Annotated in this window: 19 protein-coding genes; 6 read left to right on the top strand and 13 right to left on the bottom strand. The window is 74.1% G+C overall.

Features of this window, described 5'->3' with window-relative positions:
* The first annotated feature begins 137 nt into the window (after positions 1–137).
* From ACIQ8B_RS04810 to ACIQ8B_RS04800, 3 genes are all read left to right on the top strand, one after another.
* Entirely contained in the window at positions 138–1493 is a 1356-nt protein-coding gene (locus tag ACIQ8B_RS04810) for an aspartate aminotransferase family protein (protein ID WP_403545277.1), read from the top strand.
* 182 nt (positions 1494–1675) lie between these two features.
* Entirely contained in the window at positions 1676–2449 is a 774-nt protein-coding gene (locus ACIQ8B_RS04805) for a GntR family transcriptional regulator (RefSeq protein ID WP_365416877.1), read from the top strand.
* A gap of 70 nt (positions 2450–2519) precedes the next feature.
* Entirely contained in the window at positions 2520–3170 is a 651-nt protein-coding gene (locus ACIQ8B_RS04800; protein ID WP_290005274.1) for a hypothetical protein, read from the top strand.
* A 94-nt stretch (positions 3171–3264) separates the two neighbouring features.
* On the opposite strand, the gene ACIQ8B_RS04795 is transcribed toward ACIQ8B_RS04800, so the two are convergent.
* Positions 3265–4548: an adenylosuccinate synthase gene (locus ACIQ8B_RS04795; RefSeq protein ID WP_290005273.1), complete on the bottom strand. Its 1284-nt coding sequence runs from the start codon at positions 4546–4548 to the stop codon at positions 3265–3267.
* A gap of 186 nt (positions 4549–4734) precedes the next feature.
* On the opposite strand from ACIQ8B_RS04795, the gene ACIQ8B_RS04790 reads away from it, so the two are divergent.
* A complete protein-coding gene (locus tag ACIQ8B_RS04790; protein ID WP_403545274.1) occupies positions 4735–5589 on the top strand; it encodes a diacylglycerol kinase in 855 nt (284 codons plus the stop codon).
* Between the two features lie 75 nt (positions 5590–5664).
* Here ACIQ8B_RS04790 and ACIQ8B_RS04785 read toward each other — a convergent pair whose 3' ends face one another.
* Complete coding sequence (locus ACIQ8B_RS04785) at positions 5665–6162, bottom strand: GbsR/MarR family transcriptional regulator (protein WP_106413223.1); 498 nt, start codon at positions 6160–6162, stop codon at positions 5665–5667.
* 104 nt (positions 6163–6266) lie between these two features.
* Between ACIQ8B_RS04785 and ACIQ8B_RS04780 the strand changes: the two genes are divergently transcribed.
* A complete protein-coding gene (locus ACIQ8B_RS04780; RefSeq protein WP_403545272.1) occupies positions 6267–7211 on the top strand; it encodes an ATP-binding cassette domain-containing protein in 945 nt (314 codons plus the stop codon).
* A complete protein-coding gene (locus ACIQ8B_RS04775) occupies positions 7208–8869 on the top strand; it encodes an ABC transporter permease (RefSeq protein WP_403545270.1) in 1662 nt (553 codons plus the stop codon). The genes ACIQ8B_RS04780 and ACIQ8B_RS04775 overlap by 4 nt, the downstream gene beginning before the upstream one ends.
* A 79-nt stretch (positions 8870–8948) precedes the next feature.
* Here the strand turns inward: ACIQ8B_RS04775 and ACIQ8B_RS04770 are convergent, their stop codons facing one another.
* The 11 genes from ACIQ8B_RS04770 to ACIQ8B_RS04720 all read right to left on the bottom strand — a co-directional run bounded on the left by ACIQ8B_RS04770 (position 8949) and on the right by ACIQ8B_RS04720 (position 20257).
* Positions 8949–10166: a cytochrome P450 gene (locus tag ACIQ8B_RS04770; RefSeq protein ID WP_403545268.1), complete on the bottom strand. Its 1218-nt coding sequence runs from the start codon at positions 10164–10166 to the stop codon at positions 8949–8951.
* Positions 10167–10219: 53 nt separating this feature from the next.
* Positions 10220–10654: a VOC family protein gene (locus tag ACIQ8B_RS04765; RefSeq protein WP_403545266.1), complete on the bottom strand. Its 435-nt coding sequence runs from the start codon at positions 10652–10654 to the stop codon at positions 10220–10222.
* Positions 10655–10679: 25 nt separating this feature from the next.
* Positions 10680–11345 (bottom strand): response regulator, encoded by a 666-nt coding sequence (locus ACIQ8B_RS04760; RefSeq protein WP_403545264.1) that lies wholly within the window; start codon positions 11343–11345, stop codon positions 10680–10682.
* Positions 11342–12736 (bottom strand): histidine kinase, encoded by a 1395-nt coding sequence (locus ACIQ8B_RS04755; RefSeq protein WP_403545262.1) that lies wholly within the window; start codon positions 12734–12736, stop codon positions 11342–11344. Before ACIQ8B_RS04755 ends, ACIQ8B_RS04760 begins: the two co-directional genes overlap by 4 nt.
* 115 nt (positions 12737–12851) lie before the next feature.
* Entirely contained in the window at positions 12852–13514 is a 663-nt protein-coding gene (locus tag ACIQ8B_RS04750; protein WP_290005259.1) for a response regulator transcription factor, read from the bottom strand.
* Positions 13511–14833, bottom strand: coding sequence for a sensor histidine kinase (locus ACIQ8B_RS04745; protein WP_403545259.1), 1323 nt, complete (start codon positions 14831–14833; stop codon positions 13511–13513). The genes ACIQ8B_RS04750 and ACIQ8B_RS04745 overlap by 4 nt, the downstream gene beginning before the upstream one ends.
* Positions 14826–16013, bottom strand: a complete 1188-nt coding sequence (locus ACIQ8B_RS04740) for an acyltransferase (protein WP_403545257.1) — start codon at positions 16011–16013, stop codon at positions 14826–14828. Before ACIQ8B_RS04740 ends, ACIQ8B_RS04745 begins: the two co-directional genes overlap by 8 nt.
* Entirely contained in the window at positions 16010–17026 is a 1017-nt protein-coding gene (locus ACIQ8B_RS04735; RefSeq protein WP_403545255.1) for an alpha/beta hydrolase, read from the bottom strand. Before ACIQ8B_RS04735 ends, ACIQ8B_RS04740 begins: the two co-directional genes overlap by 4 nt.
* A gap of 166 nt (positions 17027–17192) precedes the next feature.
* Positions 17193–18062: an alpha/beta hydrolase gene (locus tag ACIQ8B_RS04730; RefSeq protein WP_403545253.1), complete on the bottom strand. Its 870-nt coding sequence runs from the start codon at positions 18060–18062 to the stop codon at positions 17193–17195.
* 160 nt (positions 18063–18222) lie between these two features.
* Positions 18223–19434, bottom strand: coding sequence for a kynureninase (gene kynU, locus ACIQ8B_RS04725; protein ID WP_403545251.1), 1212 nt, complete (start codon positions 19432–19434; stop codon positions 18223–18225).
* The gene (locus ACIQ8B_RS04720) at positions 19427–20257 is read right to left on the bottom strand and encodes a tryptophan 2,3-dioxygenase family protein (protein ID WP_365416838.1); all 831 of its coding nucleotides are present in this window, start codon (positions 20255–20257) and stop codon (positions 19427–19429) included. The genes kynU and ACIQ8B_RS04720 overlap by 8 nt, the downstream gene beginning before the upstream one ends.
* Between the last annotated feature and the right edge of the window lie 80 nt (positions 20258–20337).

The raw sequence follows: 20337 nt of genomic DNA, 5'->3' as shown, positions 1-20337 counted from the left end.
GACAGTAGGCTGTCACTATGACAGCAGGGTGTCAAGGGTGCACCGCGCCCCCTCGTCGACAACCTGTCGCGGAAAGTCCTGGACCGCAGACAGGCCGCCCATGTCGCTCCACGCCGCCCCCGCCTACCCTCGGGCGCATGACCCCTCAGCCCAGCCCCGAGGCCGGGGCGGCCGTCAAGGCCGCCGACCGTGCGCATGTGTTCCACTCCTGGTCCGCGCAGGAGCTCATCGACCCGCTCGCCGTCGCCGGGGCGGAGGGGTCGTACTTCTGGGACTACGACGGCCGCCGCTACCTGGACTTCACCAGCGGCCTCGTCTACACCAACATCGGTTACCAGCACCCCAAGGTCGTCGCCGCGATCCAGGAGCAGGCGGCGCGGATGACGACGTTCGCGCCCGCGTTCGCCGTCGAGGCGCGCTCGGAGGCGGCCCGGCTGATCGCCGAGCGCACCCCGGGCGACCTGGACAAGATCTTCTTCACCAACGGCGGCGCCGACGCCGTCGAGCACGCCCTGCGCATGGCCCGGCTGCACACCGGCCGCCCCAAGGTCCTCTCCGCCTACCGCTCGTACCACGGCGGCACCCAGCAGGCCGTGAACGTCACCGGTGACCCGCGCCGCTGGGCCTCCGACAGCGCCACCGCCGGGGTCGTGCACTTCTGGGCGCCGTTCCTGTACCGCTCGCGCTTCTACGCCGAGACCGAGGAGCAGGAGTGCGCGCGGGCGCTGGAGCACCTGGAGACGACGATCGCCTTCGAGGGGCCCTCGACGATCGCCGCGATCGTCCTGGAGACCATCCCGGGCACCGCCGGCATCATGCCGCCCCCGCCCGGCTACCTCGCCGGGGTCCGCGAACTGTGCGACACGTACGGCATCGTCATGGTGCTGGACGAGGTGATGGCCGGGTTCGGCCGGACCGGCACGTGGTTCGCGGCCGACCTGTACGACGTCGTCCCGGACCTGATGACCTTCGCCAAGGGCGTCAACTCCGGCTACGTCCCGCTGGGCGGTGTCGCCCTCTCCGCGGAGATCGCCGCCACCTTCGCCACCCGCCCCTACCCGGGCGGCCTGACCTACTCCGGACACCCGCTGGCCTGCGCCGCCGCCGTCGCGACGATCAACGTGATGGAGGAGGAGGGCATCGTCGAGAACGCGGCCGCCCTCGGCGCGTCCGTCGTCGGCCCCGGCCTGCGGGAGCTGGCCGAACGCCACCCGAGCGTGGGCGAGGTGCGCGGCACCGGCATGTTCTGGGCGGTGGAGCTGGTGCGCGACCGCGAGACCCGGGAGCCGCTGGTGCCGTACAACGCGTCCGGAGAGGCGAACGCCCCGATGGCCGCCTTCGCCGCCGCCGCGAAGAAGGCCGGCCTCTGGCCCTTCGTGAACATGAACCGCACCCACGTGGTGCCGCCGCTCAACACCGGCCGGGCCGAGCTGAAGGAGGGTCTGGCGGCCCTGGACGCGGCCCTGTCGGTGGCCGACGAACACGTGCGGTGACCGGCGGGCGGGGCCGGCGTCACCGGTCCCGGACGGGCGCGCGGCGGGTGTCCGCCCGCGCCCGTTCGAACATCCGGCGCTCTCGCCGCACCGCGTAAGCCCTCGCCGCACCGCGTAAGGTGGCGTGCCCGTGATTTCTCGCGAGCACGCCACTCGAACGCGATGAGGGAGACGCCCCGACCATGCCCCGCCTCAGCGGCGACGTCGCCGTGACCCGCAGCACCCTGCGGCAGCAGATCGTCGACGCGCTCCGTGACGAGGTGCTGGCCGGGCGGCTCCAGCCGGGGCAGGCGTTCACGGTCAAGGAGATCGCCGAGCAGTACGGGGTGTCGGCGACGCCGGTGCGGGAGGCGCTGGTCGACCTGTCGGCGCAGGGCCTGCTCGACGCCGACCAGCACCGGGGCTTCCGGGTGCACGAGTACACCGCCGACGACTTCCGCGGCATGATCGAGGCGCGCCGCCTGGTCACCGACGGGATGTTCCACGCGCTGACCCACGGCGGCCCGCCGCACCTGCGGCCCGAGGAGCCCCGGCTGGCCGCGCACCTCGCCGGGGTGCGCCGGCGCGGCGAGGAGGCCCGGCGCGCGGCCCTGGCCGGTGAGGTCACCGTGCTGATCGGCTACGACCTGCGGTTCTGGCGGGAACTGGCGTCCGCGTTCGGCAACCCGTACCTCACCGACTTCCTGCACCGGCTGCGGGTGCAGATGTGGGTGTGCGTGGTGCAGCACCTGCGGCGGCTGCCCGATCCGCGGGGCCGGCTCTGGGCACGGCACACCGAGCTGGTGGACGCCCTGACGCGGGGCGACACCGATGCCGTGCGTGACATCCTCGACGGGTACACCGCGTACTCCCTGTCCCTCGTCGAGGGCCTGACGTCCGGCGGGACGGGTAAGGGACCTGTACGACGGCCCGCAGCGGAGGGTCCGCCCGCACGGGACGCCGATACGCTTCCCTGACCCACGTCCTGAACCTTCTTCACGAACCGGACGTCCCGCCCGACGACCCCGCGATGCGAGGAGCCCTCTTTTGGCCTGTGACCTGTGGCTGGTACCGCTCGTCGACGTGTTGTGCCAGACGCCCGACAACCCCTTCGCCGAGGAACTCGCGCAGTACGACACGGTGCTCGCCGACGCGGGGCTGCCGCCGGTGCCGGTGTACCCGTACATGCCGGGACTGACCGGCGACGTCGCCCCGGTCGCCGGGTTCGACTACGACGCCCTGCACTTCCTGCGGCGCGTGTACCTGCTCCAGGTGTGCGGCCTCCCGGTCACCCCGGTCGACGAACTGGGCGGCGACTACGAGCAGTTGCTGGAGATGTTCGAGGCGACGGCCCAGCGGTCGCACCTGGTGTGGCACTACGACCACGCGGGCGCGTACGTACCCGTCGACTTCCCGAGCCCGCTGTCCAGCGACGAACTCCTCGCCGGGGGCGGCCCCTTGGGCTCCTCGCACGCGCTGCTGCGCGAACTGGAGCTGGTCGCCCCGGCCATCGGCATCGACCCGGCGAACCCGCCGGCCGCGCCCGAGCCGCCGCGGGCCCCCACCGAACTGGAGGAGCCGGCCCTGCCCGCCCCCTACGACCCGAGCCCGTTCGCCCGCGAACGCCACGTGTGGCTGGGCCTGCACGCGGCGGCGACCCGAAGCCTGGCGCAGGGCTCGATGATCGTCTTCAGCTGAGGACGGGGACGCGCCGGCCGCCGGCGCCCCCGTCGGGGACACCGGCGGCCGGCGGAGCGGACCCGGAGGCGGCTCGAAGGCGCCTCGGGGCGGCTCAGAGGAACGAGTTGATCTGGATCGTCTCGTCGCGGCCCGGGCCCACGCCGATCGCGGAGATCGGGGCGCCGGACATCTCCTCCAGTGCCTTCACGTACGCCTGGGCGTTCTTCGGCAGGTCGGAGAAGGACTTCGCCTTGCTGATGTCCTCGCTCCAGCCCGGCAGCATCTCGTAGACCGGCTTCGCGTGGTGGAAGTCCGTCTGCGAGTACGGCAGCTCCTCGACGCGCCTGCCGTCGATCTCGTACGCCACGCAGACCGGGATCTGCTCCCAGCCGGTGAGGACGTCGAGCTTGGTGAGGAAGAAGTCGGTCAGGCCGTTCACCCGGGTCGCGTAGCGGGCGATCACCGCGTCGAACCAGCCGCAGCGGCGGTCACGGCCGGTGGTGACGCCCCGCTCGCCGCCGATGCGGCGCAGCGCCTCGCCGTCCTCGTCGAACAGCTCCGTCGGGAACGGTCCTGCGCCGACGCGGGTGGTGTACGCCTTCAGGATGCCGATGACCCGGCTGATCTTCGTCGGGCCGACGCCCGCGCCCGTGCAGGCGCCGCCCGCGGTCGGGTTGGACGAGGTGACGAAGGGGTACGTGCCGTGGTCGATGTCGAGCAGGGTGCCCTGGCCGCCCTCGAAGAGGACCACCTTGTCCTGCTCCAGCGCCTCGTTCAGCACCAGCACGGTGTCGGCGACGTACGGCGCCAGCTTCTCCGCGTAGCCCAGCAGCTCCTCGACCACCTGCTCCACGGCGATCGCGCGCCGGTTGTAGAGCTTGGTGAGCACCTGGTTCTTGACGTCGAGGGCCGCCTCGACCTTCTGGGTGAGGATCGACTCGTCGTAGAGGTCCTGCACCCGGATGCCGACGCGGTTGATCTTGTCGGCGTAGGTCGGGCCGATGCCGCGGCCGGTGGTCCCGATCTTGCGCTTGCCGAGGAAGCGCTCGGTCACCTTGTCCACCGTCACGTTGTACGGCGTGATGATGTGCGCGTTACCGCTGATCAGGAGCTTGGACGTGTCGACGCCGCGCTCGTTCAGACCGCTCAGCTCGGAGAGCAGGACCGACGGGTCGACGACGACGCCGTTGCCGATGACCGGCGTGCAGCCGGGGGACAGGATCCCGGAAGGCAGCAGGTGCAGGGCGTACTTCTGGTCGCCCACGACCACCGTGTGGCCGGCGTTGTTGCCGCCCTGGTAGCGCACCACATAGTCGACGGAACCACCGAGCAGGTCCGTCGCCTTTCCCTTGCCTTCGTCACCCCACTGAGCACCGAGCAGCACAAGTGCGGGCACGCGCGTACACCCCTTCCGGGCGGGGCATGTCCAAGGTCAGGGGCGCACACGGAGGATCTCCGCCGCGTGCACCGCGACCACCGTTGGCCGCCAACCGTCGGACCGGATGCCCCGGAATAGACGAAGCCCCTGGCGCAATAGCGCAAAGGGGCTCTTGCACAAAGATGCTACCCGAGGAAGCGAGGCATGGCCGAGGTGGCGACATCCGGGACGTCTTCCGCGACGTCCGATCAGCTCCTGGTGGTCATCGATCCGGTCGCCCGGCGGGCGGACGGCGAGTCGGTCCGGATCGCGCGGGACGTGCTCCGCGCGGGTGCGGCGAGGGCGAAGGTGTGCCTGCCGGACGGCCCCGAGGAGTTCGCCCGGGTGCTGGCCCGGCGCGGCTCACGGCGTCCGGTGGTGGTGGGCGACGACCGGGCCCTGGTCCGCGCGGTGGAGCTGCTGCACCGGCAGCGTGAGCTGGCCGGGTGCGCCCTGTCCCTGGTCCCGGTCGGCGGCTCCGTGTCGCTCGCCCGGTCGCTGGGCGTGCCGTCCGGGGCGGTGGCCGCGGCGCGGGCCGTGCTGGACGGGGCGGAGCGGCGGATGGACCTGCTGGTCGACGACAGCGACGGCGTGGTGCTCGGCGCGCTGCGGATCCCGCCGCTCGGGGCGCGGGCGGCCGCGGTGGGGCGCCCCTGGCTGCGGACGTGCCAGTCCCTCGTCCGGACCCTGGTGCCGGCCCGGCCGTCCAGGATCGTCTCCGCTCCCGAGTCGGGAACCGCGCGGCTGCGGGTGGAGGTCGACGGGGAGACGCTCGTCGACCTGCACCAGCCGGTGCGGACCGTGTCGGTCGTTCCCTGCGCCCTGGGGACGGCCCGGGTCGAGGTGCGGCCGGCCTCGGTGGACGCGGAGGCGCCCCCGCTGGTGGCCGAGGGACGCGCGGTGACCGTGTCGGGCGCCCACTTCCGCTACCGGGCGGACGCGCTGGTGTCGGGACCGGTGCGGACCCGGACGTGGGTGGTGCGGGAGGAGGCGTGGGGGCTGGTGCTGCCGGCGCGGTAGCGGACGGGACGGACCGGCGACGACTCGGAGCGGCCGACCGGTCACGGTCGTGCGACGGGCTCTCCCGCCCGCCCCTCACCCCCGTCCGAACTGCTCCTCCCGGCAGACCCGCCAGCGCTCCATCATCGCCTCGACCTCCCTCTCGACGAACTCGAAGAAGGCCAGCGTCTCCGCCAGCCGGCGGCCCGCCGGGGTGGCCGGGCCCAGGCTGGCGACGCCCTCGCGCAGGCCGTCCTCCCAGCGCCGGATGACGGTCTCGCGGTTGGCGAGGGCCTCGTACCACTGGTTGCCGTGCACGCGGTACCGCTCCCGGCGCGAGCCCGGTTCCCGTTCGCGGGAGACCATGTGCTGCTGCGCCAGATAACGCACCGCTCCGGAGACCGCGGCCGGCGAGATCCTCAGCCGCTCCCCCAGCTCGGCGGAGGTCAGCACGCCGGTGTCGGAGGAGAGCAGGGCCGCGAAGACGCGGGCGGGCATCCGCGGGAGTCCCGCCTCCACCAGCTGCGCGGCGAACTGCTCCACGAACCGCGAGACCGCCTCCGGGTCCCGGTCCGTTCCGGCCGGCTCCGCCATCGCCCGATCATCTCCCCTGCTCAGACAGCGTTCACCAGTCTAACCCCCGCTTCATAGACTTCTCTCTCTTCACAAATTTCTGAAAGAAGCGTACGTTCTGAAATGTGACCAAAGCCATCAGCGTCTCCGGACTCCACAAGTCGTTCGGCCGCACACGCGCGCTCGACGGCCTCGACCTGGACGTCGAGTCCGGCGAGGTCCACGGCTTCCTCGGCCCCAACGGCGCCGGGAAGTCCACCACCCTCCGCGTCCTGCTCGGCCTGCTGCGCGCCGACTCCGGCGCCGCCCGGGTGCTCGGCCGGGACCCCTGGTCGGACGCCGTGGAGCTCCACCGCCGCCTCGCCTACGTCCCCGGCGACGTCGAGCTGTGGCCGAACCTCACCGGCGGCGAGGCCATCGACCTGCTGGCGCGGCTGCGCGGCGGCCTGGACCGGCAGCGGCGCGCCGAGCTCCTCGACCGCTTCGACCTGGACCCCACCAAGAAGGGCCGCGCCTACTCCAAGGGCAACCGGCAGAAGGTCGCCATCGTCGCCGCGCTCGCCTCCGACGCCGAGCTGCTGCTCCTGGACGAGCCGACCTCGGGACTGGACCCGCTCATGGAGGTCGTCTTCCAGGACGTCGTCGGCGAGGCCAAGGCCGCCGGCCGGACCGTCCTGCTCTCCAGCCACATCCTGGCCCAGGTGGAGAAGCTCGCCGACCGGGTGAGCATCATCCGGCAGGGGCGCACCGTCCAGTCCGGCACCCTCGGCGAGCTGCGCCACCTGACCCGCACCACCGTCGAGGCGGAGACCGAGCGGCCCGCCGGCGGCCTGGACGGGCTGCCCGGTGTCCACGACCTGCGGATCCTCGACGAGACCACCGGCCGGGTCCGCTTCGCCGTCGACGGCGGACAGCTCGACAGGGTCGTCCGCAGGCTCAGCGAGTTCGGCATCCGCAGCCTGACCAGCCACCCGCCGACCCTGGAGGAACTGATGCTCCGCCACTACGGCGACGAGCTCGCCGCCAACGGGCACGGCGCCGGCCGGAGCGCGGACGGGAACCCGCGATGACCACCGGGACCACCACCCCGCGGGCTCCGGCCCCCACCGGCCCGGTCACCGGCGGCAACGCGCTGGCCGGGACCCGGACGCTGATCCGCTTCGTCCTGCGCCGGGACCGGGTCCGGCTCCCGGTGTGGGTCCTGGCCCTGTCCCTCGGCACGCTCGCCACGGCGAACAGCTTCCGCACTCTGTACGACGACCCGCAGGAGCGGGCGAACGCCGTCCGGAGCATGGACAGCCCGGCCGGCCTCGCCATGTCCGGCCCCCGCCACTACCTCGACGACTACGGCTTCGGCTCCATGCTGAGCCACCAGATGCTCGGCTTCACGGCCGTCCTCGTCGGCCTCATGAGCGTGCTGATCGTCACCCGGCACACCCGCGCCGAGGAAGAGACGGGCCGCGCCGAACTGGTGCGCTCGGCCGTCGTGGGCCGCCACGCCCACCTCGCCGCGGCCCTGTCCGCCGCGGTCCTGGCCAACCTCGCCCTGGCGCTGCTGCTGGCCCTCGGCCTGGCCGGCCTGGGCCTGGAGGGCGTCGACCCGGCGGGCTCGCTGCTCTACGGCCTCGCCCACGCCGCCGTCGGCCTCGTCTTCGCCGCCGTCGCCGCGGTCACCGCCCAGATCACCGCGCACGCGCGCGGCGCGTCCGGCACGGCGCTCGCGGTCGTCGGCGTCGCCTACGTGCTGCGGGCCGCCGGCGACAGCGGCGAGAACGACGCCCTGTCCTGGTTGTCCCCGATCGGCTGGGTGCAGCGCAGCTACCCGTACGTCGACGACCGCTGGTGGCCGCTCCTGCTCTGCCTGGTGCTCGCGGCGGCGCTCGCGGCGACGGGCTTCGTGCTCTCCACCCGGCGGGACGTGGGCGCGGGCCTGCGTCCGGAGAGACTGGGTCCGCCCACCGCCTCCGCCGCGCTCACCACGCCGTCCGGCTTCGCCCTGCGGCTGCACCGCGGCATGCTGGCCGGCTTCGGCGCGGGCCTGTTCCTGATGGGCGCGATGTACGGGTCGATCCTCGGGGACGCCGAGGACATGCTGAAGGACATCGACCAGGTCCAGGAGGCCCTGGAGCGCATCGGCGGGGCCGGCGTCGCCGAGTCCTTCGCCTCCATGGTCATGGTGGTCCTCGCGGTGGTGGCGGCGGTGTACGTCGTCATGGCGGCCCTGCGGCCCCGCTCCGAGGAGACCGCGGGCCGCGCCGAACCCCTGCTCGCCACCGGTCTCTCCCGCACCCGCTGGGCCGGCGGCCACCTGGCCGTGGCCATGGGCGGCGGTACGTTCGTCCTGCTGCTGGCCGGGCTCGGCTTCGGCGTCGCGGGCGCGGCCTCGACCGGAGACGGCGGACTGCTCCCGGAGCTGGTGGGGGCGGCCCTCGCGTACGCGCCCGCCCTGTGGGTCACGATCGGGGTGGCCGTGGTGCTCTTCGGCTGGTTCCCGCGGGCGAGTGCGGCGGCCTGGGCCGTGCCGGTGTACGCCTTCGTGGTCGGTTACCTCGGCGAGATCCTCCGGTTCCCGGACTGGATGAAGAACCTCTCCCCGTTCGGCCACGTCCCCCGGCTCCCCGCCGCGGACCTGGACCTGACCCCGCTGCTCCTGCTGACCCTCGTCGCCGCCGGTCTGGTGTGGCTGGGCCTGGCGGGCTTCCGGCGGCGGGACCTGGACACGAAGTAGCCGTGGTGGCCGTACCGAAGAGCCCTCGTCCGGTGGAACCCGCCCCGCCGGGCGGGGCACGCGGCGCGGGCCGGCCGGGTCAGACCTCGACCGCCAGCCCTTCCAGCCCCCGGATCACGAAGTTCGGCCTGCGCACCGGTTCCGCCGCCGGGCGGAGGGCGGGGGCCTGTTCCAGGAGGGCCGTCATCGAGGCGGCCAGTTCGATGCGGGCCAGCGGGGCGCCGATGCAGTAGTGGATGCCGGCGCTGAAGGAGATGTGCGGGTTGTCGCGACGGGTGAGGTCCAGGCGGGACGGGTCGGCGAAGACCGCCGGGTCGTGGTTGGCGGAGCCGAACAGCATGGCGATCTCCGCGCCCCGGGGGATCACCTGGCCGTCGATCTCGATCTCGTCCAGCACCCAGCGTTCGAAGAGCTGCAGCGGGGTGTCGTAGCGCATCAGCTCCTCGACGGCGGTGGGGACGAGGGAGTGGTCGGCGCGCAGGGCGGCGAGCTGGCCGGGGTGGCGGAACAGCGCCCACCAGCCGTTGACCGTGGAGTTCACGGTCGCCTCGTGGCCCGCGTTCAGCAGCAGGACGCAGGTGGAGATCATCTCCTGCTCGGTGAGCCGGTCGTCCTCGTCGTGGGCGGCGATCAGGCCGGAGATCAGGTCGTCCCCGGGGTTCTCGCGGCGTTCGGCGATCAGTCCGCGCAGGTAGTCGGAGAACTCGAGCGACGCCCGGACCGCCTTCGCCGCGGCCTCCTCGCCCGGGTTCAGCTCGTACATCCCGCAGATGTCCGCCGACCAGGGCCGCAGCGGCGCGCGGTCGGACTCCGGGATGCCCAGCATCTCCGCGATCACCGCGACCGGCAGCGGCTCGGCGACGTCCCGCAGCAGGTCGCCGCCGCCCTCCGCGACGAGCCGCGCCACCAGGTCGTCCGCGAGCCGGCGCACGTACGGCCGCAGCCTCTCGACCGTGCCCGGGGTGAACGCCTTCGACACCAGGCGGCGGATGCGGGTGTGGTCCGGCGGTTCGAGGTCGAGCATGCCGTGGTCGTTGAGCGTGTGGAACGGCTCGTGCTCCGGCGGCGGGGGCGTGCGGCCGAACTCCTCGTGGCTGAACCGGTGCAGGTACGTCCGTCCCAGGCGCCGGTCGCGCAGCAGCGCCGAGACGTCCGCGTGATGCGCGACCAGCCACTGGTCCGTCGGCTCGAAGTACCGCGCCCGGCCCTGTGCGCGCAGTTCGGCGTAGGCGGGGTACGGGTCGGCGACGAACGCGGGGTCCCACGGGTCGAAAGCGAGGTCGGAAGGGGCTGCCATGGACGGACGGTAGACCGCCGCCCCGCCCTCTGACCAGGGGTACCGGGCGTACGTCAGGCGGCGCCGAAGTCGGGGACGGTGACCGTGCCGTCCTCGGCGAGCGGGAGGCCGGGGTTGTGGGCGACCTCCCAGACGTGGCCGTCGGGGTCGGTGAAGGCGCCGGAGTAGAAGCCGATGCCGTTGAGGACGGCCGGCTTGGTGACGGTCCCGCCGGCCCGTTCCACCGTCGCGAGCAGTTCGTCGACCTCGGCGTCGGAGCGGACGTTGTGCGCGAGGACGATGCCGCCGAACCCGCCCGGGGCCCCGGGTTCGAGACCGGAGTCCCGCGCCAGCTCGTCCCGCCCCCACAGGACGACCCCGAGACCGCCCGCCTGGAAGAAGACGGTGTCCTGGACCTCCTGTCCCCGCCAGCCCAGGGCCTCGTAGAAGGCCTTGGCGCGGGCGAGGTCGGTGACCCCCAGCGTGATCAGGGTGATGCGCTGTTCCATGCGCCTCACCCTAGGGCGCGCGGGCTCAGCCCGGCGTGACGAGGCGCGCCTCGTACGCGAACACCGCCGCCTGGGTGCGGTCCCGCAGGCCCAGCTTCACCAGGATGCGGCTCACGTGCGTCTTGATCGTCGACTCGGCGACCACCAGCCGCCCGGCGATCTCCGCGTTCGACAGGCCCTGCGCGATCAGCACCAGCACCTCCGTCTCCCGCTCGGTGAGGTCCCCGTACGTCCCCTGCGCGGACGGCAGCACCCGCGGTACGTCGGACAGCTTGGAGAACTCGGTGATCAGCCGCCGGGTGACCGACGGGGCGAGCAGCGCCTCGCCGGCCGCGACGACCCGGACGCCGTCGGCGAGCTGGCGGGCGGAGGCGTCCTTGAGCAGGAAGCCGGAGGCGCCCGCGCGCAGCGCCTGGTAGACGTACTCGTCGAGGTCGAAGGTGGTCAGCACCAGCACCTTCGCCGCGTCGTCCGCGGCGACGATCTCCCGGGTCGCCTCGATGCCGTTCAGCTCCGGCATGCGGATGTCCATCAGGACCACGTCCGGGGCCAGTTCCCGGACCTTCTCGACCGCCTGCCGTCCGTTGACGGCCTCGCCGACGACCTCGATGTCCGGCATCGCGTTGAGCAGCACCGAGAAGCCCTCGCGCACCATCATCTGGTCGTCCGCGATCAGCACGCGAATGGTCATGCGTCACCCTCGTTCACCGCGGTGACCGGCAGGAACACCGCGACCTCGTAGCCGCCGTCCTCGGTCGGCCCGGCGGTCATCTCGCCGTTCAGCATGGCGACCCGCTCGCGCATGCCGGTGATGCCGTGACCGGCTCCGGCCGGAGAGGGCGGGCGAAGCCCTCCCTCAGGGGCGGTGGCCGGGTGACGGGTGGGCTTCACCAGGCTCGGCTCGGGCATCGGGCCGTTGACGACCCGCACGCCGAGCCCGCCGAGAACGTACCCGATCTCCACGCGGGCGCTCGCGCCGGGCGCGTGCCGCAGGCTGTTGCTCAGCGCCTCCTGCACGATCCGGTACGCCGACAGCTCCACGCCCTGCGGCAGCTCCCGCACCGCGCCGGTCACCACCTTCTCCACGGTCAGACCGGCGTCCCGCACGTTGACCAGCAGGGCGTCCAGATCGGCGAGGGTGGGCTGCGGGGCGTCCGGGACCTCGTAGTCCTCGGCGCGGACCACGCCGAGGATGCGGCGCAGCTCGGTGAGGGCGGCGACCGCGTTCTCCCGGATGGTGGCGAAGGCGCGCTCCAGTTCCTCCGGCGGGTTCTCCACCCGGTACGGCGCGGCCTCGGCCTGGATGGCGACCACCGACATGTGGTGGGCCACCACGTCGTGCAGCTCGCGGGCGATGGTGGTGCGCTCCTCCAGCAGGGTGCGCCGGGACCGCTCCTGCGCGGTGACGGTCTGCTGGGCGGTCACCTCCTGCTGGGCGGTGTGCCGGACGTGCCAGAGGCAGACCACGAGCAGGGCGAACGCCGACGTCACCAGCATCGGCCCGCCGTTGGTGTAGTAGTACGACCCGCCGATGAAGACGTCCGAGAGCAGGGCGTAGACGAGGGTGACGACCCACATCCAGACGGCGGTGCGGGGCCGGGTGCGCAGCGCGACCACCACCAGCACGGTGAGGTGGCTGACGAACGCGCCGGGCATCCACGGCCAGTCGGTCCCCCCGCCGTTGAGCAGCGCGGTCACCGGGCTCACGGCGATGGACAGCCAGAACGCGCCGACCGGCCGGGTCAGCGTGGCGACCACGGGGAGCGCGCACAGCAGACCGGTCAGCAGTGCCCTGACGTCTCCGCCGGGCTGGCTGCCCGAGATGGCGCCGATCAGCAGGGTGAGCAGCGCGATCGCCCCCACCACCGCGTGCGGGAGCCGCTCGGCGGCGGAGCGCGTCCGCGCGGGCAGCCGGCGCAGGAGCGGGCCGGTCGCCGGCCGGGGGCCCAGCGGGCGGTAGGCGAAGGGGTCGTGGAACAGGTCCTGGCGCAGACCCCTGAGGGAGTTCTGGACCAGCCGGTACTCCGGGCTGCGGTCCCCGTCCCCGGTGCGCGGGGACTGCTGGTGCGTCGTCTCGGTCACGCTCACACGGTAGGCCGACCGGGTGACCCCGGTCGTCCCCGCCGAGACGGGTTCCGGGGCATCCCTCTCAGGTACTACGCAGGCCGCGCGGGGTCACCCGACGATCCGCGCGGGCTCAGTAACCGGAAGGACGCACCAGCCCCGACTCGTACGCGAACACCGCCGCCTGGGTGCGGTCGCGCAGGCCCAGCTTCACCAGGATCCGGCCGACGTGCGTCTTCACCGTCTGCTCGGCCACCACCAGCCGCACGGCGATCTCCGCGTTGGACAGGCCCTGCGCGATCAGCGACAGCACCTCCGTCTCGCGCTCGGTGAGGTCGCCCACCCGCCGGCGCAGGGGCGTGCGGGGCCGCGGGTCCAGACGGGAGAACTCGGCGATCAGCCGGCGGGTGACGCCCGGCGCGAGCAGCGCGTCCCCGGCGGCCACCACCCGCACCGCCTCGGCGAGCTGCTCGGCGGAGGCGTCCTTGAGCAGGAAGCCGGAGGCGCCCGCGCGCAGCGCCTCGTACACGTACTCGTCCAGGTCGAAGGTGGTCAGCACCAGCACCTTCACCTCCGGGGTCGCGGCGGTGATGCGGGCGGTGGCCTCGATGCCGCCGAGTTCGGGCATGCGGATGTCCATCAGGACCACGTCCGGGGCCAGTTCGCCGACCTGCTCGACCGCGTCGAGGCCGTTCACCGCCTGGCCGACGACCTCGATGTCGGGCTGGGTGTTCAGCAGCACGGTGAAGCCCTGCCGGACCATCTGCTGGTCGTCGGCGATCAGTACGCGGATCATGCGGTGCCGTCCTGGGGGAGGGGGCCGGTCGCGGGCGGTGCGGACACGGGGAGGCGGGCCTCGACACGGTAGCCGCGCCCGGACCAGGGGCCCGCGGTGAGGGTGCCGCCCAGCATGGCCGCCCGTTCCCGCATGCCGAGCAGCCCGTGCCCGGCCCCGGCGGACGGCGGCGGCTCCCGGGTCGGCGCGGTGTTGACGACCTCCACCCGCAGGGCGCGCGGCCCGTAGGCGAGGGTGACGTGCGCGGTGGCGCCGGGCGCGTGCCGCAGCACGTTGCTCAGCGCCTCCTGCACGATCCGGTACGCGGACAGCTCCACGCCGGGCGGCAGCGGGCGCCGCTCGCCGGCGACCTCCGTGGTCACCGTGAGTCCGGCGGCCCGGGTGTTCTCCACCAGCGCCGCCAGCCGGCCGAGGGTGGGCTGCGGGGCGTCCGCGCGCTCGCCGGGGGCGGGGTGTTCGGAGCGCAGCACGTCCAGGACACGGCGCAGCTCGGTCAGCGCCTCGACGGCGTTCTGCCGGATGCCGGCGAGGTTCTCCTTCAGCTCGTCGGGCGGGTCCTGGACCAGGTGCGGGGCGACCTGGGCCTGGATGGAGATCACCGACATGTGGTGGGCCACCACGTCGTGCAACTCCCTCGCGATCCGGCTGCGTTCCTCCAGGAGCGTGCGGCGGGCGCGTTCCTCGGCGGTGAGGGTGGTCTGCCGCCCCAGTTCGACGCGGGCCTCGCGGCGGCCGCGCAGGGCGGTGCCGAGGACGATGGCGACGCCGAACAGGGTGACGGCGGTCTGGCCGGTGGGTGAGTGGTCCCACGCCCCCCAGAGGCCCTGGAGCACGTAGGTGAGCAGTCCCGTGACAGCGAGCGCCCCGACGGAGACCCGGGTGGGCACGCGCAGGGAGAGCAGCAGCAGCACGAGCAGGTGGGCCGCGACCCCCCAGGGGGTCCACGGCCACGGGAAACCGTCGATCTGGCCGGCCGTCAGCATGCGGCGCAGCAGGACGGCTCCCGCCAGCGTGGCGATGAGCGACCACCACAGCGCCGGAACCGGGCGCCGCAGCGCGAGGACGGCCGCACCGCTCTGCCCGGCCGCGACCAGCACGGAGCCGCCCTGGGGGAGTCTCCCGTCTCCCAGGAGCTGGTTCAGGTCGCCGAGGAAGATGCCGACCGCGGCCAGGCACACGAATCCGTGCGGTAGCCAGCGCAGCCACATGGACGGGGGCAGCGGGTCCGCACGGACCGTCAACAGGTCGTCCCGCAGCACGCCCAGCCACCGCCGGACGAGCCCCGCCCCTTTGTCCGTCACGCGGTTCAGCCTAGACATGACGTGCGTCCTGCGTCGTCGGCCGGTGCGCGCGGACCACCCGGGACCGCTTCCGCCGCCGCCCGCCCCCGCCCCGCTCCCACGTCCGGAACGCGGCCCCGCAGACCACGAGGGCGAGGGCGAAGACCGCCAGCCAGGGCAACCGGGCGGCGACCCAGCCGAGGCCGTCGGGGACCGTGTGCAGTCCGGGCAGCGGACCGGCCGGGAGGGCGAGGGCGGTGGTGGCCATCAGGGCGGTCTGGTGCCACAGGAAGACCGTCATCACGGACAGGTTGACCAGCGCCACCGCCGCCCACGTGACCGGCCGGCGCATCGCGCGGCGCAGCCGGTCCCGCAGCAGCAGCGCGAGTCCGCACTGGGCGAGACCGAAGGTGACGGCGGCCAGCGTCGGCGGGCCGAGGTTGGACACCCCGACGCCCGGCACCCCGACCATCGCGGCCGGGTACCCCGCCCACGCGACCAGCGCGGCCGTCGCCGCCGCGCCGCCGCCCAGCAGCACCCACCCGGAGGTGCGGCCCGCCAGCTCGCCCCGGGTCCAGGCCGCGCCCAGGGCGTACGGCACCAGCCAGCCCGCGGCGAGGTTCAGCCGGCCCAGCCCGTCGGGTGCGCCGAGGCCGAAACGGAGCACGTCGACGTGGAGGACGACGGCCAGCGGCCACAGCGGGTGGAGGCGGGCGACCAGCGGGGTCGCGGCGGTGAGGCCGGCGAAGACCAGCAGGAACCACATCGGGGACAGGGCGAGCTTCACCAGTGTCCGCACGGTCGCGTGCTCGGCGTCCGACGCCAGCAGCGCGAGCGTGACCGCCGTCCACAGGCTGAGGACGGCGGCGACCGGCCCGAACAGCCGGGCCAGCCGGGCGTGCAGCCACCGCCGGTACGGCACCCCGCGCGCTCGCGCGGACGCGTACGAGCGGGTGGCGACGTGCCCGCCGACCAGGAAGAACACGGCGAGGGTCTGGAAGGCCCAGGACACCGGGGCCAGCCACGGCATGTGCTGCAGCGGACTCGCGGTGCGCAGGGTGCGGCCGTCCGCGACCAGCGCGGTGACCAGCCAGTGGCCGAGGACCACGCCGAGCACGGCGCAGGCGCGCAGGGCGTCCACGGCACGGTCGCGGTGGGCGGGGGTGGCCGCGTCGACACGGGCGGCGGCCGTACGCATCCCGGTGGTGAGGCGGGTCATGAGGTCACCGCCTGCGTGTCGCCGAGGACGATCCGGGTGAGGTTGGCCAGGGACGGGGAGCCCGGGGCGTAGTAGTCGCCGTGTCCGCCGTCGCCGGCCGTGAAGACGCGGGCGCCGAACTCCTCGGACACGGGGTCGGCGCCGAAGCCGACGGTGGTGCCGAACAGGCCGGCGCCGAGGTGCGGCACGTGCTCGACCCAGTCGTCGGCGCCGCGCGCGGCCCACACCCGGGCACGGGTGCGCAGGCCGGCGGCGGTGCCGGAGCCGGTGCCGGGGCTGCCGAGGAACACCAGGTCGTCGACGTCGAGACCGGCGGCGGCCCGCGCGCAGACGACGGAGCCGTAGGAGTGGCACAGCAGGGAGACGCGGGCGCGGGGCGCGGCGACGGACCGCAGGTCCCGCACGAGGTCCCGCAGTCCGGGCGCCGCCTCCTCCGCGCGGCCGGTGGTGGCGACCGACGGGCTGAAGGTGCCGGGCGTCTCGTAGCCGAGCCACGCCACGACCGCCGTGCGCGTCCCCGCGGGCGCTTCGCGCGTCAGTCGCCGGTGCAGGGCGAGGGCGGTGGCGCGGAAGCGGTCGTAGGTGTCGATGCCGGTGTCGGACCCGGGGACGAGGACGGCGACCCGGCCGGCGTGGTCCAGCTCGCCGAGCACCTCGGTGACCCGTCCGGCGCCGCGCCCGTCGAAGTGCAGCAACGTCCGTGCGGCCAGCGCGCGTTCGACGGCGGCGCGGTCCCGGTACCCGTGCTCGGCGGCCGTGCGGGCGGCCTCGGCCGCGTTGGCCCGGTGGGCGGCGTAGGTGGCGTCGAGTCCGGCGACGGCCGGGGGCGGGACCTGGGCGGGCGGCGGCGCGGGCGCCTGCGGGCGCGCGGCCCCGGCGAGGGGCACGGCCACGGCGGCCGCGACGAGCAGGGCGAGCGTCCCGCGCCGCAGCCGCCCGGCCGGGCGGCGTGCCGGGCCCTCCGACCCGTCCGGTGCGGTGTCCGCGGTCCCCCGCCCGTGGTTCTGCTCCATCGTCGCCGCCCCTTTCCCGTCCGCCCGGTCGTCGGGCGTGCCAGGAAGGGAAGTTACGGAGCGTGGCCGGTAATCCGCGTCCCGCCGGGGGACTCTTCCGCGGGGTGGCTCTCAGGTATGAGGGGTATGACCGGGCCCCCTTCAGGGGGAGCCGGGGCCGCGGCGCTCACCAGGCGAGCTGAGCGATCTCCTCCGCGACGACCGCGCAGGCGTCCGCCGCCGGGTCGACGAGCGGGAAGTGGCCGACGTCCTCCAGCAGGGTCACCCCGACGACCTCGCCGGCCTTCGCCGCCGCGTCCGCGTACGACTCGGCGACCTGGTGCGGGACGTCGATGTCGGCGCGGCCCTGGACGAGGGTGGTGGCGATGCCCGTGGGCAGCAGCAGCGCCGGGTCGGCGTGCGGCCGGCGCTCGGCGAAGTGGTCGTCGCCGCCGAGGAGTTCACGGGTCGCGCCACCGCACGCGCCGAGCTTGTCGGCGACCTCGAAGTCCGCGAGGGGGGCGAGGGCGACCACCCCGCGCAGGGGCGCCGGGGCGTCGGTGCGCCAGGGCGAACCGGCGGGCAGGACGTGCCGGGCGGCGGCCCACAGCGCCAGGTGGCCGCCGGCGGAGTGGCCGGTGAGGACGATCCGGCGCGGGTCGCCCGCCGGGAGGTGCTGCCGTATCAGCGCGGGCAGGGCGTCCAGCGCGGCGGCGACGTCGTCGAAGGTGTCGGGCCACCGCCCGGCCACCGGGCCGCCGCCGCCCGCGTCCGCCGCCCCGCGCCGGTACTCGACGCTCGCCACGGCGAAGCCGCGCCCCGCGAGGAACGCGGCGAACGGGCTGACGTGACGCCGGTCGTAGGGCGCGCGCCAGGCGCCGCCGTGCAGCACGACGACCACCGGCGCGGGGCCGTCCCCGCCGCGCGGCGCGTAGAAGTCGATCACCTGGTCGGGGGCGTCGCCGTAGGCCACCGTGGTGTCCGGATCGACCGGCGGGTGGGAGAAGGCCGACTTCTCCTCGGCGGCGGCCCGGGCGGCTGCGACGTCGTCCGTCATGCTCCAACCTCTCAGCGATGCAACGTGGTTCGACCGGACCGGGCATGCACACGGCCGTTCGGCCGGGACGGTACCAGGGCCCCGGGCGCCCCTTTCACCGGGAGGTCCCGCCTGACCGGCCCGAACGGGGCCGGGACGCCGCCGCCCCGGCCCCGGCCGTCTACCGCAGTTCCTCGGCGAGCACCCGCGCGGCCCGCTCCACGTCGGCGAAACCGACGTACAGCGGGGTGAATCCGAAGCGGAGCACGTCCGGGTGGCGGAAGTCGCCGACCACGCCCCGTTCGATCAGCCGCCGCATCACGTCGCCCGCGTCCGGGCAGCGCAGGGCCACCTGGCTGCCCCGCTCCTCGTGCGGCAGCGGGGTGAGGCACTCCACGCGGCCCTCGGGCACGTACTCCGCGACGCACTCCAGGAAGAAGTCGGTCAGGGCGAGGGACTTGGCGCGCACCGCCTCGACCGTCACCCCGTCCCACACCTCGAGCGCCGCCTCCAGGGCGAGCATGGAGAGGATGTCCGGGGTGCCGACCCGCCCGCGCACCGCGCCCGTCGCCGGCTCGTACGCGGAGCGCATCCCGAAGGGCTCCGCGTGCGAGTTCCAGCCGGGCAGCGGGGAGTCGAAGCGGTCCTGGAGGTCCGCCCGCACGTACAGGTACGCGGGCGAACCGGGGCCGCCGTTCAGGTACTTGTAGGTGCAGCCGACGGCCAGGTCCACGCCGTGCGCGTCCAGGCCGACCGGCAGCGCGCCCGCGCTGTGGCACAGGTCCCAGACGGCGTACGCGCCCGCCGCGTGCACGGCCGCCGTGAGCGACGGCAGGTCGTGCAGCCGTCCGGTGCGGTAGTCCACGTGGTTGAGCAACACGGCGGCCGTGCGCTCGCCGAGCGCGTCCGGCGCCCCGGACGGTTCCACCGGGCGCAGCGTGCAGCCGGTCATGCGGGCCGCGGACCCGGCGATGTAGCCGTCCGTGGGGAACGTGGTCGCGTCGACCAGGATCTCGTCCCGCCCGGGGTCCGTCTCCCGTGCCAGCCGCACCGCGCCGACCAGCGCCTTGAACACGTTGACGCTGGTGGAGTCGCCCACCACGATCTGCCCGGCCGCCGCGCCGACCAGCGGGGCGATCCGGTCGCCGATCCGCTCCGGCGCCGTCCACCAGCCGCTCTCCGTCCAGGAGCGGATGCGCATCTCGCCCCACTCGCGGCGCACCACGTCCGCGACCCGGCCGGGCACGGCGACGGGCAGCGCGCCCAGCGAGTTGCCGTCCAGGTAGACCGCCCCGTCGGGGTCTCCGGGACCGTCGAGGACGAACGCGTCGCGCTTGGCGGCGAGTTCGTCCCCCGCGTCCAGCTTCTCCGCCTTCCGGGTCAGCTCAGACATAGGACCGCGCCGTCCACAGCTCGGGGAACACGCTCTTCTGCGCCCTCTTCTCCAGCCACGCCACTCCCGCGGACCCGCCCGTCCCGGTCTTCGCCCCCATGGCCCGGCGGGTGGCGACCAGGTGGTCGTTGCGCCAGCGCCACACCAGTTCGGCGACGTCGGTCAGCGCCTCGCCGAGCCGCGCCACCTCGTCCCGCTCGTCGCCCGCGTAGACGGCCGTCCAGATCTCCTCGACCTCACGCGACGGCTCGTACTTGCGCGACACGTCGCGCTCCAGCACCTCCTTCGGCACGGGGTGGCCGCGCCGCGCGAGGAACCGCAGCACCTCGTCGTAGAGGCTGGGCTCGTGCAGGGCCTTCTCCAGCTCGGCGTGCACCCGCGGCGCGCCCCGGTGCGGGACCAGCATCGACGCGGACTTGTCGCCGAGCAGGAACTCCATGCGCCGGTACATCGCCGACTGGAAGCCGGAGCCCTCGCCGAGGGCGCCGCGGTAGGAGTTGAACTGCGCCGGGGTGAGCCCGGCCAGCGGCCGCCAGGAGGCGTTCAGCGCCTCCAGCTCGCGCCGCGAGCGGCGCAGCGCGTCGAGCGCGGTCGGCACGTCGTCCCGGCGCAGCGCCCGCGCCGCGGTCTCCCACTCGTGCACGATGACGGTGAACCACAGCTCCATGACCTGGGTGGTCACCAGGAAGACCATCTCTCCGGGATCGTCCGAGAGGGTGTGCTGGAGGTGGGTGAGGACGTCGGCCTTGACGTAGTCCTCGTACGGGGTCGTGCCTTGGAAGTCGAGATGCGGGGTCTCGGGCTCGTGAGCCTCGTGGGACATCGCTGTCTCCTGCTGTGTACTCCGGGTAGCGGTCCGCCCCTGCCGTTACCGGCACGGGGGCCCCGGTCCCCACGGTGCAT

The organism is Streptomyces sp. NPDC096105 (assembly GCF_044763335.1).
Taxonomy (GTDB): Bacteria; Actinomycetota; Actinomycetes; order Streptomycetales; family Streptomycetaceae; genus Streptomyces.
This window is presented reverse-complemented; position numbering and strand designations above follow the sequence as displayed.

Bases quoted from the DNA above. Each gene is read 5' to 3' on its own strand.
- ACIQ8B_RS04740 (WP_403545257.1), bottom strand. From the start codon at position 16,013: ATGACCCGCCTCACCACCGGGATGCGTACGGCCGCCGCCCGTGTCGAC.
- ACIQ8B_RS04730 (WP_403545253.1), bottom strand. From the start codon at position 18,062: ATGACGGACGACGTCGCAGCCGCCCGGGCCGCCGCCGAGGAGAAGTCG.
- ACIQ8B_RS04745 (WP_403545259.1), bottom strand. From the start codon at position 14,833: ATGTCTAGGCTGAACCGCGTGACGGACAAAGGGGCGGGGCTCGTCCGG.
- ACIQ8B_RS04765 (WP_403545266.1), bottom strand. From the start codon at position 10,654: ATGGAACAGCGCATCACCCTGATCACGCTGGGGGTCACCGACCTCGCC.
- ACIQ8B_RS04720 (WP_365416838.1), bottom strand. From the start codon at position 20,257: ATGTCCCACGAGGCTCACGAGCCCGAGACCCCGCATCTCGACTTCCAA.
- ACIQ8B_RS04805 (WP_365416877.1), top strand. From the start codon at position 1,676: ATGCCCCGCCTCAGCGGCGACGTCGCCGTGACCCGCAGCACCCTGCGG.
- ACIQ8B_RS04770 (WP_403545268.1), bottom strand. From the start codon at position 10,166: ATGGCAGCCCCTTCCGACCTCGCTTTCGACCCGTGGGACCCCGCGTTC.
- ACIQ8B_RS04775 (WP_403545270.1), top strand. From the start codon at position 7,208: ATGACCACCGGGACCACCACCCCGCGGGCTCCGGCCCCCACCGGCCCG.
- ACIQ8B_RS04810 (WP_403545277.1), top strand. From the start codon at position 138: ATGACCCCTCAGCCCAGCCCCGAGGCCGGGGCGGCCGTCAAGGCCGCC.
- ACIQ8B_RS04790 (WP_403545274.1), top strand. From the start codon at position 4,735: ATGGCCGAGGTGGCGACATCCGGGACGTCTTCCGCGACGTCCGATCAG.
- ACIQ8B_RS04735 (WP_403545255.1), bottom strand. From the start codon at position 17,026: ATGGAGCAGAACCACGGGCGGGGGACCGCGGACACCGCACCGGACGGG.
- kynU (WP_403545251.1), bottom strand. From the start codon at position 19,434: ATGTCTGAGCTGACCCGGAAGGCGGAGAAGCTGGACGCGGGGGACGAA.
- ACIQ8B_RS04750 (WP_290005259.1), bottom strand. From the start codon at position 13,514: ATGATCCGCGTACTGATCGCCGACGACCAGCAGATGGTCCGGCAGGGC.
- ACIQ8B_RS04785 (WP_106413223.1), bottom strand. From the start codon at position 6,162: ATGGCGGAGCCGGCCGGAACGGACCGGGACCCGGAGGCGGTCTCGCGG.
- ACIQ8B_RS04760 (WP_403545264.1), bottom strand. From the start codon at position 11,345: ATGACCATTCGCGTGCTGATCGCGGACGACCAGATGATGGTGCGCGAG.